Annotated in this window: 16 protein-coding genes and 1 tRNA gene; 5 read left to right on the top strand and 12 right to left on the bottom strand. The window is 45.0% G+C overall.

Annotation, left to right across the window (positions count from 1 at the left end; genetic code table 11):
* The first annotated feature begins 33 nt into the window (after nucleotides 1-33).
* Nucleotides 34-1,251: a peptidase T gene (gene pepT / locus ACKXF9_RS12870; protein WP_418266460.1), complete on the top strand. Its 1,218-nt coding sequence runs from the start codon at nucleotides 34-36 to the stop codon at nucleotides 1,249-1,251.
* A gap of 177 nt (nucleotides 1,252-1,428) precedes the next feature.
* Here pepT and ACKXF9_RS12865 read toward each other — a convergent pair whose 3' ends face one another.
* A complete protein-coding gene (locus tag ACKXF9_RS12865; RefSeq protein WP_348585115.1) occupies nucleotides 1,429-2,814 on the bottom strand; it encodes a TrkH family potassium uptake protein in 1,386 nt (461 codons plus the stop codon).
* Nucleotides 2,815-2,936: 122 nt separating this feature from the next.
* On the opposite strand from ACKXF9_RS12865, the gene ACKXF9_RS12860 reads away from it, so the two are divergent.
* The 3 genes from ACKXF9_RS12860 to ACKXF9_RS12850 all read left to right on the top strand — a co-directional run bounded on the left by ACKXF9_RS12860 (nucleotide 2,937) and on the right by ACKXF9_RS12850 (nucleotide 3,887).
* Nucleotides 2,937-3,013: transfer RNA gene (locus ACKXF9_RS12860), tRNA-Arg, on the top strand.
* A 384-nt stretch (nucleotides 3,014-3,397) separates the two neighbouring features.
* On the top strand, nucleotides 3,398-3,658 hold the full coding sequence (locus tag ACKXF9_RS12855) for a hypothetical protein (RefSeq protein WP_005945283.1): 261 nt from the start codon (nucleotides 3,398-3,400) through the stop codon (nucleotides 3,656-3,658).
* Between the two features lie 67 nt (nucleotides 3,659-3,725).
* Nucleotides 3,726-3,887, top strand: coding sequence for a hypothetical protein (locus ACKXF9_RS12850; protein WP_418266459.1), 162 nt, complete (start codon nucleotides 3,726-3,728; stop codon nucleotides 3,885-3,887).
* 250 nt (nucleotides 3,888-4,137) lie between these two features.
* On the opposite strand, the gene ACKXF9_RS12845 is transcribed toward ACKXF9_RS12850, so the two are convergent.
* The 11 genes from ACKXF9_RS12845 to ACKXF9_RS12795 all read right to left on the bottom strand — a co-directional run bounded on the left by ACKXF9_RS12845 (nucleotide 4,138) and on the right by ACKXF9_RS12795 (nucleotide 14,333).
* On the bottom strand, nucleotides 4,138-4,473 hold the full coding sequence (locus ACKXF9_RS12845) for a hypothetical protein (RefSeq protein WP_055189757.1): 336 nt from the start codon (nucleotides 4,471-4,473) through the stop codon (nucleotides 4,138-4,140).
* A gap of 185 nt (nucleotides 4,474-4,658) precedes the next feature.
* Nucleotides 4,659-5,078, bottom strand: a complete 420-nt coding sequence (locus ACKXF9_RS12840; RefSeq protein ID WP_242821977.1) for a hypothetical protein — start codon at nucleotides 5,076-5,078, stop codon at nucleotides 4,659-4,661.
* A gap of 1 nt (nucleotide 5,079) precedes the next feature.
* Nucleotides 5,080-6,144, bottom strand: coding sequence for an FUSC family protein (locus ACKXF9_RS12835; RefSeq protein WP_117929845.1), 1,065 nt, complete (start codon nucleotides 6,142-6,144; stop codon nucleotides 5,080-5,082).
* 33 nt (nucleotides 6,145-6,177) lie between these two features.
* Entirely contained in the window at nucleotides 6,178-7,221 is a 1,044-nt protein-coding gene (locus ACKXF9_RS12830; protein ID WP_005929825.1) for a HAMP domain-containing sensor histidine kinase, read from the bottom strand.
* Nucleotides 7,221-7,931 carry a response regulator transcription factor gene (locus ACKXF9_RS12825; protein ID WP_005921177.1) on the bottom strand — a complete coding sequence of 237 codons (711 nt, stop codon included), beginning with the start codon at nucleotides 7,929-7,931 and terminating at the stop codon, nucleotides 7,221-7,223. Before ACKXF9_RS12825 ends, ACKXF9_RS12830 begins: the two co-directional genes overlap by 1 nt.
* A complete protein-coding gene (locus ACKXF9_RS12820; protein WP_227619721.1) occupies nucleotides 7,910-9,343 on the bottom strand; it encodes a phospholipase D family protein in 1,434 nt (477 codons plus the stop codon). Before ACKXF9_RS12820 ends, ACKXF9_RS12825 begins: the two co-directional genes overlap by 22 nt.
* A gap of 210 nt (nucleotides 9,344-9,553) precedes the next feature.
* Entirely contained in the window at nucleotides 9,554-11,113 is a 1,560-nt protein-coding gene (cls, locus tag ACKXF9_RS12815) for a cardiolipin synthase (RefSeq protein ID WP_418266458.1), read from the bottom strand.
* 230 nt (nucleotides 11,114-11,343) lie between these two features.
* Nucleotides 11,344-12,132, bottom strand: coding sequence for a DUF975 family protein (locus tag ACKXF9_RS12810; protein WP_097785806.1), 789 nt, complete (start codon nucleotides 12,130-12,132; stop codon nucleotides 11,344-11,346).
* A gap of 156 nt (nucleotides 12,133-12,288) precedes the next feature.
* On the bottom strand, nucleotides 12,289-12,537 hold the full coding sequence (locus ACKXF9_RS12805; protein WP_223474142.1) for a PTS transporter subunit EIIB: 249 nt from the start codon (nucleotides 12,535-12,537) through the stop codon (nucleotides 12,289-12,291).
* Between the two features lie 48 nt (nucleotides 12,538-12,585).
* Nucleotides 12,586-12,921 (bottom strand): hypothetical protein, encoded by a 336-nt coding sequence (locus ACKXF9_RS12800; RefSeq protein ID WP_418266457.1) that lies wholly within the window; start codon nucleotides 12,919-12,921, stop codon nucleotides 12,586-12,588.
* Nucleotides 12,922-13,508: 587 nt separating this feature from the next.
* Nucleotides 13,509-14,333: a hypothetical protein gene (locus ACKXF9_RS12795; RefSeq protein WP_418266456.1), complete on the bottom strand. Its 825-nt coding sequence runs from the start codon at nucleotides 14,331-14,333 to the stop codon at nucleotides 13,509-13,511.
* A 730-nt stretch (nucleotides 14,334-15,063) separates the two neighbouring features.
* On the opposite strand from ACKXF9_RS12795, the gene ACKXF9_RS12790 reads away from it, so the two are divergent.
* Nucleotides 15,064-15,225, top strand: a complete 162-nt coding sequence (locus tag ACKXF9_RS12790; protein ID WP_418266455.1) for a hypothetical protein — start codon at nucleotides 15,064-15,066, stop codon at nucleotides 15,223-15,225.
* Nucleotides 15,226-15,240 lie beyond the last annotated feature (15 nt).

Genomic DNA, 15,240 nt, shown 5'->3' with positions numbered 1-15,240 from the left:
ATACATCACTGAAACATAAAAGGAGTGTGCCTTATGCGCGCTTATGAACGGCTTTTGAATTATGTCCGGGTGCACACCACCTCGGACGAGACCTCCGGCACTCACCCCTCCGCCGAGCGGGAGTTCGACCTTGCCCGCCAGCTGGTGGAGGAGATGAAGGCTCTTGGCATGGAGGATGCCCATGTGGACGAGCACTGCTACGTCTACGGCACTCTGCCTGCCACCCCGGGCTGCGAGGACAAGCACGCACTGGGGCTCATCGCCCACATGGACACCGCCGATGATGCCAGCGGCGAGAACGTGCAGCCCATCGTCTGGGAGAACTACAACGGCGGCGATGTGACCCTGCCTGCCACCGGCATGGTGATGAAGCCTTCCATGTTCCCCTTCCTCACCTCCATGAAGGGGGAGACTCTTATCACCTCGGACGGCACCACTCTGCTGGGTGCCGACGACAAAGCCGGCATTGCGGAGATCCTCACCGCCGTGGAGACCCTGCAGCAAAAGGGCTTTCCCCACGGCAGACTGTGCGTAGCCTTTACGCCGGACGAGGAGATCGGCGAGGGCGCAGAGCTGTTTGACATCCCCGGCTTCGGCGCGGACTTTGCCTACACTGTGGACGGCGGCGATGCCGGTTCCATTGAGTACGAGAACTTCAACGCCGCTTCTGCCACCGTGACCATCCACGGTTTCTCTGTCCACCCGGGCACTGCCAAGGACACCATGATCAACGCTTCCAATGTTGCCATGGAGTTCCATCAGGCGCTGCCCATCACCGCCCGCCCCGAAACGACCGAGGGCCGGCAGGGCTTCTATCATCTGTGCCAGATGTACGGCGATGTGACCACCGCAAAACTGGGCTATATCCTGCGCGACCACAGCGCCGACAAGCTGCAGTTCAAAAAGGACAACATGCTGGACATTGCCGAGTTTTTGAACGGCAAGTACGGCGAAGGCACCGTTGAGGTGGAGATCAAGGACAGCTACCGCAACATGCTGGAAAAGATCAAGCCGCATTTCCATTTAGTAGAAACCGCACGCAAGGCCACCTGCATGGCCGGGCTGGAACCGGAAGAGATTCCGGTGCGCGGCGGCACCGATGGCGCTATGCTGAGCTGGAAGGGCCTGCCCTGCCCGAACCTTGGCACCGGCGGCTTCAACTTCCACGGCGTGTGTGAGTGCATCACCGCCGAACGCATGGACCGCTGCACCGAGATCCTGCTGAACATTATTTCTCTGTACGCAGAGTGATTTTTTATTCTCAATATACAAAAAGTGGGTGCTGTTTTGGGATAGCACCCACTTTTATTATACTCTGACGTTTGCCTTTACGACTCTTCACGTGAAAACGCAAATCAGGGCAGACCGCAGTCTGCCCTGATTTGCTCTATTCATGCCCAACACGCCAGCGGAGGGCATTCAAATCATTTAACCCACGTTGATATGTCCCACCGGCATGATCTTCCGCTTGTTATCGTCGGGCTTTGCCGTCAGGCTCATGGCCAGCGACACCGGGCCCACACGGCCCATGAACATGACCGCCATATACAAAGCTTTCGCACCCCGGTTCAGCTGGCTGGTAACGCCCACCGAAAGGCCCACCGTACCAAAGGCCGAGCAGGATTCAAAGATCGCGTCAATGATCGATACCGCCTCCGAAGTGTTGTAGTACACCACCACAGCCGAGCCAACCGCCGCCAGCCCGCCGAGCACGATAATGGTCAAAGCACGATAAACCGTCTTGGACTCGATGTGGTGCTCTGCGATCACACAGTCGTCGCGGCCCTGAGCCACGCTGCGGATGGTCAGGATGATGACAGCAAAGGTGGTCACCTTCACACCGCCGCCGGTGGAGCCGGGTGCCGCACCGATGAATTGCAGCACACTCATCAGCAGCTTGGTAATGGGCCCGCAGGCGGCAAGGTCGATGGTATTCATGCCTGCCGTACGGGTAGACACCGACTGGAACAGCGCCGCCATCAGCTTACCGGGCACAGAGAGCCCGCCCATGCTGGCAGGATTGTTCCACTCCATCAGCGCGATGAGCGCCGCGCCGCCGAGCCACAGGATCACCGAGAAGCTCAGCACCACCTTAGCCTGCAGAGACAAGCGGTGTTTTTTGTGGTACTCGCCGATTTCCACCCAGACCATAAAGCCCAGACCGCCGGAAATGATCATGAACATTACAACGGCCTGTACATAGTAGTTGTTCACATAGGGCACCAGTGAGGAATACTGCCCGAACCGGCCAAACAGGTCAAAGCCCGCGTTGCAGAAGGCCGAAATTGCCGTAAACACACTGATCCAGATGCCCTCCAGCCCAAACTGCGGCACAAAGACAAACAGCAGCAGGAGGATACCGATGCCCTCAAACAGCCCGGCCAGACCCACCACGATCTTCAGCACGTCCTTTGCCTGCGCGTATCCATCTGCCGAGACGCTCTCGCCCAGCAGCCGCAGGTCACGGAAGCCCATGCGCCGCCGCATGGCCAGCGCAAAAAAGCTGGTGAGCGTGACCAGACCAAGGCCGCCTACCTGAATGAGCAGCAGGATCACGGCCTGCCCGAAGAAGGTAAACTGCGTCCAGGTGTCCCGCACGATCAGGCCGGTAACGCAGGTGGCACTGGTGGCCGTGAACATGGCATCCAGCACATCCAGCCGCCCATGCCTGCTGGCAATGGGCAGGCTGAGCAGGAAGGTGCCCAGCGCGATCACGATGACAAAGCTCCCGCAGATGATCTGCGTAGGCGTATACCCTCCCTTGCGCTTGCCCGCCGGGCGGTAAAACAGCTTTTTTCTCTTTATCTTTTCCATAAGATCCTCCGCACGCGGCAAGACCTGCCGCGGCTATTTCATTTCTCCTATAGCATACACCATTTTGCTTTACGGTTCAACTTGATTTTATCCGCAAAATGCTGTATTATAATAGGGTATCTGTCTCCGTAGCTCAGCTGGATAGAGCGTCCGCCTCCTAAGCGGAAGGCCGTGTGTTCGAATCACATCGGGGACGCCATTTCAAGAAAATGCGAAGGTCATTTTTCCATGGGAAAGACGATCTTCGCATTTTTCATTCTGATCCTATCACCAAAATCAGCCAGCGAATGCCATTAGCAGAATTTTCAGTTCCAGCTAATAAAATCGGCTTTCCAGCTAATTGAGGCCAAAATCGCCGTTTTCTATGCTTTCTGCTAAAATTGGTAACCGCTTTCCTGTAAATCCATGTAAATACAAGATAAACTATGTAAATCTATTTTTCACATTCCTACCAGAAACCGTGCAAAACAACTTTTCTCCATACATAGCGCATTCACTCGCTGTTCTCTCGGAACAGAAAGAGGAACGCGCTTTTTCTGTTTTCGGGCTGAACTTCCCGAATCCACCAAAGGAGGGTTTACCGATGAAAAAAGTTCTGACCGTCACGATGGACGGTATCCGCTACCACGCTTCCCGCCCGGCAGATTGCCGGCACTGCTTCTTCTGGAAGAACCGAAAGAAGGGCTGCGTTCTCGGTAAAGAGAACTGCTACTATTTGATTGAGCCGCCCAAAGGCCCCAGCAAGTGCGAAGGGTGTCCCTACAAGCGGGCAAAGCCCTGTGTGCTGGTTCCCTGCTACAAAGACCTGATGGCACCGCTGGAGAAACGAGGTGATGCCAAGTGAGCCACAAGCGAAACGAAGCTCTGCGCCATGTTCAGCACTCCATACCGCCCACCCGGAGATTCCCGCAGTGGGCAACTACATCACGCTGACCGGAAAAGCGGACCGCATCGACCCAGTGTTCCGCACCTTGCAGGTGGGCGAAACCGTAGTGCCCTTTGAAGATCTGGTTGAGATCAGTGGGGAAAGCATCATGGAGATTGACCAATATCTCGGCATTACAGAGGATTAAGCACAAAAAAGACCACCAGCCGGAAACGGCTGGTGGTCTTGCTTACTTATGCTGTATCGCCGGGAGCTGTTTGATTTTATTTCCGACTTTTTTGCGTTCCAGTGAGAACACCATATCTGGAGTGCGCTCAAAAAATCCTATGTCACGCGCCAGCTTGTCCCACACTTGCAATGGAACAGCCCTGTGAACTGCTGTTTCATCTTGCGCCCACAGTTTGGGCAGATATGTTTACTTGCCCCCCCATATTGCATTACTGGAGTTTTGCAAGGATTTCCTCAGCCGTCATACCGCTGGCCAGCAGCTTCTTCAGCACATCTTCTGCTTCGCCTTTCTTTGCTTCTTCCATTGCCTTTGCTTCGGCGGCAGCTTTTTTGTTTTCGGCTTTAGTAAGTTCCTTGGTGGCGGCTTTCAATTCTGCTTTCTTGGCTTTCAGCTGCGTCTTCAGATCATCGAGATTTGCAGTCAGCGCAGCAACCTCAGATTCGATTTTTTCCTTTTCGGCGGTCTTTTCTGCAACGACGGCTGCATAATCAACGTTGGCATTTACAATACGGGTCTTATTCTTGCTTCCCTTGGGTCTTGCCATAATAATTTCCTCCCATACAGTGAAATAATTTGATACTTACAAGTATATTCCAAATAGTCAGAATTGCAATAGGTAACCTGAGCTGTTTTCAACTGCTACTGTGCCACATCAGAAGGTAGGGCTTCATAATGGCAAGATACTTATCGCGTGCAGAACTTTCGTGCATATGCTTCTTGAGAATCCATCTAGTGAATACCGACACCCTCCATGATCTTTTCTATCCAATTTGTGGAAGAATCATTTTTCTCACTAAATGATCCCAAATAATGTGACGAACTCTCAACCTCTATTATTACACCATCCGGCATTCTGTATTTTTCTAAACTGAGATTCAAACCTTTAAGTGGGATTGTTCTAGCCAGTTGAGGGATAGAAACTGTATGGAGAATATCAATTTTTGATAAACCTCTATACGTTTCTGTCTTTTCGGCTTCACTTAGCAACCGTTCTGCATACTGATTTGAAATAACCTGTATGCGAAATTGTTCTTTTTCATCCTCGGTCATCTCAAGTGGAACGCCGTGCAATGTGTCTACAATATAGGACGAAATTTTAGCGAAGTGCTCGTCAAAATCAGTGGTATTCAAATTTTCTTCCTGATTCACTTCACTCTGCATGTACGGTCACCTCACTTTCTTTTTTTTTAGGCATAAACCAATAAAATATAACACAAAATGCTAAAGCAAACACAACACCAAAAACATTTTGACTCACTCTAAGACTAACCGCTCCTTGTAGTCCATATGTCTCTGCAGCAATGGCTAAAGCACCAAATGTGTTAAATACTGCCTGCCAGCCATATTGTGCTGAAAATCCTACACCGATTCCACCAAGAATTCCTATATATGCATAGATTGACGAAGGAAGCAGAAAATATAATACTGTAAAACATATAACACCTGCAATATTTCCGACAATCCTTTTACGGACTCTGTAGTGCATATCTTCCATAGACGGCAAAATCACGGACATGGCCGCAATACCAGCCCACATTGCACGTGGCATATTACAAAGTTCTGCAATGCAAAGGACAATCGGTACGCATAAAATCTGACATAGCTGCCATTTTGTTCTGGAAGAAGTGATATCAAATTCTTGTATCAGATCTTTCAGATTTCTTTTATAAGTTCTGTTTTTATGATTTCGATAAAATACGAAGCAGGTAAGTGCTGCACCTAAAGCCATTCCGACTAATCGCATCTGATAGCTTTTTCCCGTAACATCATAACCATATAGCAGCAGATACCCAAGAACCAATGTAGATTGATTAAACATGGATGGATTATGGCATCCGAACAGAATCAACACAGCCAGTGCCGCAATATTTAACAGCATTCCCAATACCGGTGAAAACTGATTTGCTAAATGCGGACATACAGTCATAATTACAAAGAACAAAGCCAAAAGCATCGTAGATTGTCCGGTGTGGATCCCCAGATCCGCATTCCTAAACACCATGAGACATAATAAGACTACTACACCTACAATGCTGTTCTCATTTCCAAATAGGATGCTGAAAATACTAACAAAGAAAAAACAAAATGCCATTGTAGCAGCTATCTTCACCAGATATACCCACATATGATATAGTTTTTCTTTTAGTGTTTCACTCTTTTTCAACAAGTTTTTAGAACCTGCCTGATTTAACTGCAACTCCTGATAAAATGTCATATAAATACTCCCATCTTCTAATTTATCTTAAAACTAGATAATCTCATCTTTCTGCTTTGGCAGCTCTATAACAAATCTGCATCCACCATATTCACGGTTTTCTGCTTTGATTGTTCCTCCGGCACTATCTACAATCCGTTTTACAAGTGCAAGACCTAGGCCATTTCCTTCTGCTTTATGAGATCCATCTACCTGATAGAACTTGTCAAATATTCTGGATTTTACATCATCCTCTATTCCTGGTCCTTCATCTTCCAGAATGAACTTAACAGAATCCTGTTCTTGTTTCAGAAACATCGTAATTGTCCCCTTTGAAGGGCTGAACTTAATCGCATTATCTAAAAGATTTATCCAGATATGCATAAAAAGTCCTTCATTCGCAGTATATTTAACTTCCTCCAATTCTACCTGAAAACCAATTTCTTTTTCTGTCCATTTTGTTTCCAATGAAAGAACTGCCTGGCGGATCTGTTCATCCAGACGATATTCTGTTTTTTTCATTGGTATATTCTGATTCTCTAACTTGGATAACAGCAAAATATTACCAACCAATCCGGAAAGTCTTTGGGTGTTAAATAAGATTTTTTCTACATATTCCTCTTGATCCGGAGACAGTTCTTCTCCCTGAAGCAGCATTGTATATCCTTCAATGGCATTAATCGGGGTCTTAAACTCATGAGAAACATCAGATACAAAATCCATCTGCAGCACCTCTGTTGCACGAAGTTCTTTTGTCATAACGTTAAAACTTTGATAAGATTCTCCAACTTCTGCTATACGGCTGTTCGTTTCCAAATGCTGTTCAAAATCTCCCCGAGAAACTTCCTTCATTGCTTTACTAAGTCTTGTAATTGGTTCCAGTAACTTTGCATTAATAAAGGAAGTGATCAGCCCTGCAATCAATGTATTGAAAATCAAAAGCCAGCCAAGCACAGGTATGCTGCCCGGCAGATTAAAAAAATGATTCAAAAAAGCAAATAATAACGCAGATATGACTGTTGAAAATACAAGTGCCAGCCAGATTGCACCAGTCAGACAGGATCGGATCCGCAATCCTTTTTCTTTCTTTTGTTCCACTATTTTTTCACCACCTTGTATCCAATTCCACGCATTGTTACGATTTCAAAATCAGGGTTATCTTTCAAACGCTCCCTGATTCTTCCTATATGTACCTCTATCGTATGTGGGTCTGCCTCCGTCTCGTATCCCCATACTTCATCCATCAACTGTTGTTTTGTAAATATTCTGCCTGGCGAAGCTGCAAGCTTATATAAAAGCAGGAATTCTTTTTTAGGCAAAGCAAGACTTTCCTTATCAGTTGTAACCGTCATTGCATCGTAATCAAACTCTGTTGAGCCAATCACAATTTTGTGTTCATTCAGTATCTGTGCACGGCGAAGCAGTGCTCCGACTCTTAAAACCATTTCATTCACATTTACCGGTTTTACCATATAATCGTCACTTCCCGAAAGAAATCCCTGGCGCATATCATCAAAGGAACCTTTCGCAGTGATCATAAGTACAGGTATCTGATATCCTGCTGAACGGAGTTCCGACACCAGTTCATAACCATCCATAACCGGCATCATAATATCAGAAATGATCAGATCAATATATTCCTTAACCAATACTTCTAATGCCTGTGCTCCATCCGATGCACTTTTGACTTGATATCCATTCTTCTCAAGCACTTTTTGGAATAGCTGGCTTAATTCTTTATCATCTTCTACAATCAATATTTGAAACACGTTTTCCTTCCTCCTTATTAAAACAGATACCTTGCCCATCCAAGCAGATGCTGTACCAAAAATATTTTTCTCTGACGTTTCTTTGTTAATTCGATTGGCTCTACATGATATGGATCACGATAGGTTCCATCTTCCAATACCTGGCGGGACACTCTTTCATATTCCATCATGCCCTCTTCCAACTGTTTATTAATATCTTTACTGCGAATTACAAGCATCAGTTCCGTATCCAGATATGCACTTCTCATGTCCATATTAAAGGAACCGATTACAGACAGATCATCGTCAATCAGAATACTTTTTCCGTGGTATGAATAACCGCCTTCATATTCCCAGATATTAATTCCTGTACTTAAGATTCTATTTCTGTTTTTCGCATAATCGGCAGCCCCAAATGGATTCCCATTATTCGCAACTGAATTTGTCATGATAGAAAAATCTGAAACGTTCTCTGCAATCTCCTCCCATGTATTATACATCATATCATTACAGATAATATATGGCGTGTGGATCTTCACACGATTTTTTGCATTTTTCATCAATTCTCCCAACTGATACCACACTACTGGTTCTTTGGAACCTGTGTGAATAGGATTTGACACTAATGCAATCTTTTCTGTCTCAAAAGTTTCGTCCGTGTAATCGGTATCGCAGATTCTTTCCTTATTCTCTTCAAAATATTTCTGATAGCCGTTCTGCAGCTCTAAAACTGCGTTCTTTACAGATTTTCTATTTGCCAGTTTTTTATTGTCATGAAAATAATCACTGTCTTCTTGTTCCCATATCGTTTCAAAATACTCTAACAACTGGTTAACTGAATTTTCTTTCTCAGGTTCATCGCAAACCACTAACACGTCTCTGTCATAGTTCTTATGTCCCGGAAAATCACCCAGGAAATAATTGTATGTATTTCTTCCCCCAAGAATATATCTCTTTCCATCTGCAATCAAATATTTATCATGCATTCTACCCATTATTTTCCACGGTTTCAACGGATTGGCCTTATTATACAGTTTAATTTCAACATTCTCATGGGAAGATAATCCATAGAAATACGGATTTCCTTCCATATCAATCCAGCTCTCCATTCCATCTACTAACAGACGAATATGTACACCTCTGTCTGCCGCATCATGCAGTGCTCCTAAGATCAATTTTCCACTTTCATCGGATTGAAATGCAAAAGTAGAAAGAATAATTTCCTTTTTTGCATTCTTGATCAAACGCACTCTTTGTAAAAGCGCTTCTGGATTCTTTTCTATGATTACTGCCCGTTCTGTATTTTCACTGCATTCGTTCCATGACCCATTTTTTGTTTCTTTTTTGGTTGTATTGGACACTTCCGGCTGCTTTTTATATGCAACGCAGATTCCGAGCAATTCATAAAAAGCCACACATAAAAAAATTGCCAGTATAACAAGAAGGATTTTACATATTTTATGCTTTTTCATTGTACATCACCTGATTCCTTTTTATTTCTTATTCTTATTCATTAGCAATACAATACAATGGAAAACTCAATTTAACCTCAACAAGGTTTGTTTTTTCATCCATGCAAAATCTTCTTTGTACAACAGACTGTTAGATATAGCAAAAACGGCCTTTCAAAAACAGTTAACTTCTAAATCAACTGTTTTTTGAAAGGTCGTTTCATCAGATTCTTATAGCAATCCAGCAAATAATCTCATAAATAATTGTCCCAGTCGCAAATATGCACTTCGTCCGGTTTGATATTGGTCTGTCACATCACGACATTCTCCCATCGTTCTTATCAGATCATTTTTTATTTCCACAACTGCCTGACAATCTGCCATAAAACAGCCGTTTTCAAAATGGTGATATAAACTTCGATAATCCAAATTAATTGTTCCACAAGTTGCCATACAGTCATCTGCCACACTCATTTTTGCATGACAGAAACCAGGAGTCCACTCATAAACACGAACACCATGTTTAACTAATCCATGATAAAAAGAACGAGTTACATTATAAATGAATTTTTTATCAGGGATACCAGGTGTGATAATTCTTACGTCTACCCCTCGCTTAGCAGCCAGACATAACGCATGCGTCATTTCGTCTGTTATGATTAGATATGGAGTCATAAACCAACAATATTTTTCGGCTTTATTTATCATACTGATATAAACTTCTTCTCCGACCTGCTCATTATCCATAGGACTGTCTGCATAAGGCTGAACAAAACCTGTTTGCTGTGCTTTATAATCGTAATGAATAATGTATTTGCTAAAATCAGTATCATTCGTAGCTTTTTCACTAACAGCATTCCACATTTCTAAAAATGTCACTGTAAGCGACTGAACAGCATCTCCTTCTAAACGAATACCTGTATCTTTCCACTGTCCATACGGGTGTGTGTAATTAAAATATTCGTTTGCTAGATTATATCCACCTGTAAATCCGACTTTTCCATCAATAACTGTTATTTTTCTATGATCACGATTGTTCAAAAACAGATTTAAACCTGGCATAAACGGATTGAATACACGGCAATGAATTCCTATTGTCTCCATTTTTTTCACAAAATCTGTGTTAATAAAGCCTATAGAACCCATGTCATCGTAGAATACTCTAACTTCCACACCGGCTTTTACTCGCTCTTCCAGAACATCTTGAATCTTATGCCATGCTTCAGCGTCTTCTATCGCATGATATTCCATAAAGATAAACTTTTGTGCTTTCTCCAAATCCTTAAGCTGTGCCTCTAATCCTTTCACTGCTTCATCAAAATACACAATATCCGTATTCTGATAGATTGGATACTGCGAATTTCTTTGTATGTAACTTGCTATATTTCCTGCTTTCGGAATTTTTTCTTTTATTCTGCTCAAACACTCCTGACTGTCCGGAAGCATTGGTAACAATTTGCTATCAATTTCTGCATACCGCTCACGCATTTTATGTGTGCCACCATTCAAACCAATCAACAAATACAGGCCTACACCCATAATTGGGAAAATTAGAATTAAGATGACCCAAGGCATTTTCATAGAGGATGTCTTATTTGATGCGTACAATCCCAAAACCAAAATCCCACTCAAAATCCTTGTAAATAAATTTATGACTTCTGCATATTCATTCAAGCGTGTTACGATAGTAATAATAAAAAACACTTCCAGAAGAATGCAGATTATGGAAAAACACAGCCGTTTTACCCCATTTTTTGTTTTTGCTTTGCCCTCTAAAGTATCTTGTTTCATATATATTCCGCCTTCCTACTTGCTCAGTTTTCTCCCTAAATTTCGTGGAACATACCAATTTTGTCTTTTATTCTCTGCATTTCATTACACCGGACTGGATAAGTTTGGTGCGGATGTCCTCATACAGTGAAATAATTTGATACTTACAAGTATATTCCAAATAGTCAGAATTGCAATAGGTACGCAGATCACCTCGAAAGTCCGGTCACATCTGCGAAATAGTATAAAAGTCAGTATGCTTCATCCGGTTCGGTAGGTGCTGCGGTAATATCGCGGTAGAAAGTGGCCCATGCGGCTTCCTCATAGGGGCGTACAAAAAAGAAGCCAATGCTCAATGGAATTGTCAGCAGAAGAAAAAGAGAAATCGCCATAGCCTCTGAACCGGTGAAATATTTGAGAACCAGAAAACCCCCGGCATACAGTGGCAACGAGCAGAGCAGCTCCCAGCCAATGAAGCTAAAATCCAGACAGAACAGCCGCCATTTGTTGCCATTCATGATCCGCCGGGATTCTGTGATCGCTTCATTTGCGGTCAGCGAAGGATGTTCGGACATGATGTAAGGTGTCATCGCATAGCTGTATGTTTTCACGATTCCCGGAATCACCAACAGCAGCGACCAGAGGGCGATGTACAGACCCTGCAGGAATTTCATGCAGAAGCCATCCCACAGACGGTCTTTCTGAGAGAACAAGTCCGAGATGGCAGCATCCTTTCCATCTACAAGGTTCAGATTAAAATGAGCATATCCCAGTTGAACTGCACCGCCCACGATCAATTGGAGGATTGCCCACAGACCAATGCCGACAAGCAAAACAGCAAGCAGCCGACCGCCGTCTGGCTGGGCGAACAGGTTAAAATGAATGTCCTTTGCCTGATTGGAATTGGAAACGACACTGTTGGAACTGCTCACAATGGTAGCACCGAGCGCACTGGCGGCAATACCTGTCAGAACAGCAGTTTTCCATTTTCCGCGCAGAGCATCGCGAGCGAGCATACGATAGTCAGCAGATATTTTCATAAAAGCAACCTCCTGTCTGAAAATGGCAAGTATGTGTGAAAAGGAATATGATATGCCACTTTAATTTAGATACGTTTGAAACGCTGAAAAAATTGTAGCATGAATGAAAAAGAGGCTGTTACACCGGTTTTATCCTTGTGCAACAGCCCCTTTCCTTTACTTCAGCAGCTTGTCCAGTTCATCATAAACGGATTTGACGTTCGTGTCGACAATGACCTGACAGGCGTTCTTCCCCGGACGGATGATGCCTGTTGCGCCTGCCGCTTTTACAGCCTGCTCATTGACCTGACGGTAGTCCTTGACCTCAAAGCGCAGGCGGGTAGTGCAGTAGCTGGCGCTTACTATATCACGCCGCCAGCTTGTGCTGCATTTGCAGTGGAACAGACCAATGAACTGCTGCTTCATTTTACGTCCGCAGTTCGGACAGATCCGCTTGCTGGCTCCCATAAAAGTTTACTGGAGCTTGGCGATAATTTCATCAGCGGACATACCGCTGGCAAGTAGCTTTTTCAATACGGATTCCGCTTCGGCCTTTTTGGATTCTTCTGCGGCCTTTTTTTCGGCTGCAACCTTTTTTGCCTCTGCTTTAGAAAGTTCCTTTGCTGCAACCTTCAAAGCAGATTTTTTACTTTTCAACTGTTCCTTCAGTGTGCTAATGTTGTCAGACAGTGCGGCAATCTCGGTTTCAATTTGTTCCTTGGCTGCGGTCTTTTCAGCAACAATAGCCGCATAGTCAATATTTGCTTTCTTGGTACGCACTGCATTCTTGCTTCCTTTTGGTCTAGCCATAATAGTCCCTCCATCTAGTATTGGAATTTAGCTAATATAAGTATATTCTTTCGGTCTCAAAATGCAATACTTTCTTAGACAACAAGAGCGGAGCCTTTTGCAAGGTCCCGCTCTTATTGTTGCCGTTAAGCAGAAAATGAAAATGAAGGAGATTTATCTGACAATTTGGGCTTTTTTCCACGGAGATTCGTTTGAGTTTCGTAGCTGCCTGTTTCGTTCCGACGCTTCAGCAAACGATATATCGCGAACAGGTGTTTACAGAAAAGCACTTTGCCAGTTCTTTTACGCTAACGCCCTTGTCGTATGCTTCCAGAATCAATTTTCGAGCTTCATTGTGCAGCATAGTTCTCACCTTCTTTGCCTCTGTTATACCTCTTTTTGCTCAAAAGTTAAAGTACTGTGCTGTATTATTGAAAATTGCTATAATGTGATGGTGCTGTCGATTTCTTTAATAAGCTTTTCCGTGTTCTTGACTTCTTCCGATTTACAACCGGTAGCACCTACGCAAATAGCCACGCTCAATGCAATATGCTTTTTCTTTAATCGCATAAAAATCTTCCAAGCTTCTATTCCCTAGGCCGAGCGTATTAGTTACACAGTGCTTTTTCACGCACTTCCGGTGTAACTGCTTTCAGAAGATTATAGAGGTCAATAATATCGGTGATTGCCTGCCGGTCCTGCACCGTCCATGTGTAATCAAACTTGCTATAATCCGTTCCCTCGAAACGCATGATAACGGTATCGGCACTCAAAAGGTTTCGCAACCATTCGACTTCACTGTCTTCCATTTCAAAGGTGGCCCATGCAAACCATTTACCAAGCTCTTTGTCGTATCCATAATCGGAGTTATCATAATCGCAAATGTAAGTGTACTTATAATCTCCACCGCGCAGAATGATGTCATCGATATCCAGCTCGGAAGAGCCCATGTAAGTAAAATCTTCCCAGAAAACAATAGTGTTCCCCTTGTCCCAGATATAAAGGTTGGGGCCAATGCCACACGTCTTGCGCTTATCGATGCTGTCATCATGCGGGGTTGTAATCGCCCAGCAGTCTTCTACTGCATCGTAGTTGACATTGCACTTTGCAAGTGCATCCTGAATACCAAGAATCTGCTGTGCTTCTGCCAGCACACCAAAATTGGTGACAGCAGCTTTTCCTGCATCATCCAACTGGTTATAGGCATCCAAAGCGGCCACGATTGCCGCGCGTCTGCTGCGCGTGACAGTACCGATCTGGCTGATCAGCGCTTCTACCTGCTCCGGGGTCACAGCACTATTCTGCTGCGCGAGCACCGCAAAGGGAACGTCCCCGGCGGGGCTGATCGCCAGCGCGGGTAACGCAGTGCCTGCCATCAGTGCTGCCACAATTGTGCCTGCCGCAATAACTTTGCATTTTTCCGAAATTTTCATTTGATTTTCCTCTTTTCTCTTGACGTCGGCTCATAGCTGTTGTAACATAAAATTATAGATACAACAAAAAGGAGTGTTTTGGCATAATGACAAATGAAGAAATCCTTGCTATCCTGCGGCAGTACCCTGATCTGGTCCCCGAGGTTCTGGCCATCCTGACCGAAGCCCCTGCCAAAACAGATCTGCCGTTTGTCGGCTGATTCGCTCCGGCTTTGCCCGGGAGCGCAGCAGCGTTTCCACCGCGTTGCGCTGCTCCGGCGTTGCGCTGTTAAGCAACGCCACAATTTCCTGCATCTGTTTGTCGAGCTCGCCCATCCCGGCGGGCTCTTTTTTGTGCCCATAAGCTCTTCAACGGTAATGCCAAAGTAGTCCGCAATTTTTTTTTCGGCTGGACATTCTGGGTAAAGCGCCGTTTTTCCAGCTTGTCGGCATAGAGTTTGAAAAAACAAGTTCTTCTGCAACAGCAGCAGTCCCCCCCCCCACACACCGTCCTGTTGATCAGGTGTCAATGCGTGGGCACCGGGTGAAAAAAGCAGAGGGTCGCGCGCACCTTCCGATCTGCTTTCCGCCCTAAATCCAAAAATATTGCCAAGAGTAAAACATACCCATAGTATCATTTTACACCATCTTGTATGGCTTGGCAATGTTTTTTTGTGTGGGGGAAAAAACATGAACAATTGTACGCAAGCGAGGTGAAGGAATGAAACGGACGACCGTTACGCCTGAATGGATGGGCGAAGTGAGAAAACGCACGAAAGTAAACAACATGACCAGCCGCGATCTTGCGGCGGCGTGTGGCTGGAGCGAAAGCGTTGTGCGTAAGTACATCAACGGCTTGTACTATAACGATAACCCCCATGCAGACATTGAGATTGCGCTGAAAATGAGGTGACGCAGATGTTTCTGG

This window comes from Faecalibacterium sp. 9 (assembly GCF_048320955.1).
GTDB classification, from domain to species: domain Bacteria; phylum Bacillota; class Clostridia; order Oscillospirales; family Ruminococcaceae; genus Faecalibacterium; species Faecalibacterium wellingii.
This window is presented reverse-complemented; position numbering and strand designations above follow the sequence as displayed.

Coding starts and splice junctions, on each gene's coding strand:
- pepT (WP_418266460.1), top strand. CDS start 34: ATGCGCGCTTATGAACGGCTTTTGAATTATGTCCGGGTGCACACCACC.
- ACKXF9_RS12865 (WP_348585115.1), bottom strand. CDS start 2,814: ATGGAAAAGATAAAGAGAAAAAAGCTGTTTTACCGCCCGGCGGGCAAG.
- ACKXF9_RS12855 (WP_005945283.1), top strand. CDS start 3,398: ATGAAAAAAGTTCTGACCGTCACGATGGACGGTATCCGCTACCACGCT.
- ACKXF9_RS12845 (WP_055189757.1), bottom strand. CDS start 4,473: ATGGCAAGACCCAAGGGAAGCAAGAATAAGACCCGTATTGTAAATGCC.
- ACKXF9_RS12835 (WP_117929845.1), bottom strand. CDS start 6,144: ATGACATTTTATCAGGAGTTGCAGTTAAATCAGGCAGGTTCTAAAAAC.
- ACKXF9_RS12825 (WP_005921177.1), bottom strand. CDS start 7,931: ATGGGCAAGGTATCTGTTTTAATAAGGAGGAAGGAAAACGTGTTTCAA.
- ACKXF9_RS12820 (WP_227619721.1), bottom strand. CDS start 9,343: ATGAAAAAGCATAAAATATGTAAAATCCTTCTTGTTATACTGGCAATT.
- cls (WP_418266458.1), bottom strand. CDS start 11,113: ATGAAACAAGATACTTTAGAGGGCAAAGCAAAAACAAAAAATGGGGTA.
- ACKXF9_RS12810 (WP_097785806.1), bottom strand. CDS start 12,132: ATGAAAATATCTGCTGACTATCGTATGCTCGCTCGCGATGCTCTGCGC.
- ACKXF9_RS12805 (WP_223474142.1), bottom strand. CDS start 12,537: ATGAAGCAGCAGTTCATTGGTCTGTTCCACTGCAAATGCAGCACAAGC.
- ACKXF9_RS12800 (WP_418266457.1), bottom strand. CDS start 12,921: ATGGCTAGACCAAAAGGAAGCAAGAATGCAGTGCGTACCAAGAAAGCA.
- ACKXF9_RS12795 (WP_418266456.1), bottom strand. CDS start 14,333: ATGAAAATTTCGGAAAAATGCAAAGTTATTGCGGCAGGCACAATTGTG.
- ACKXF9_RS12790 (WP_418266455.1), top strand. CDS start 15,064: ATGGGCGAAGTGAGAAAACGCACGAAAGTAAACAACATGACCAGCCGC.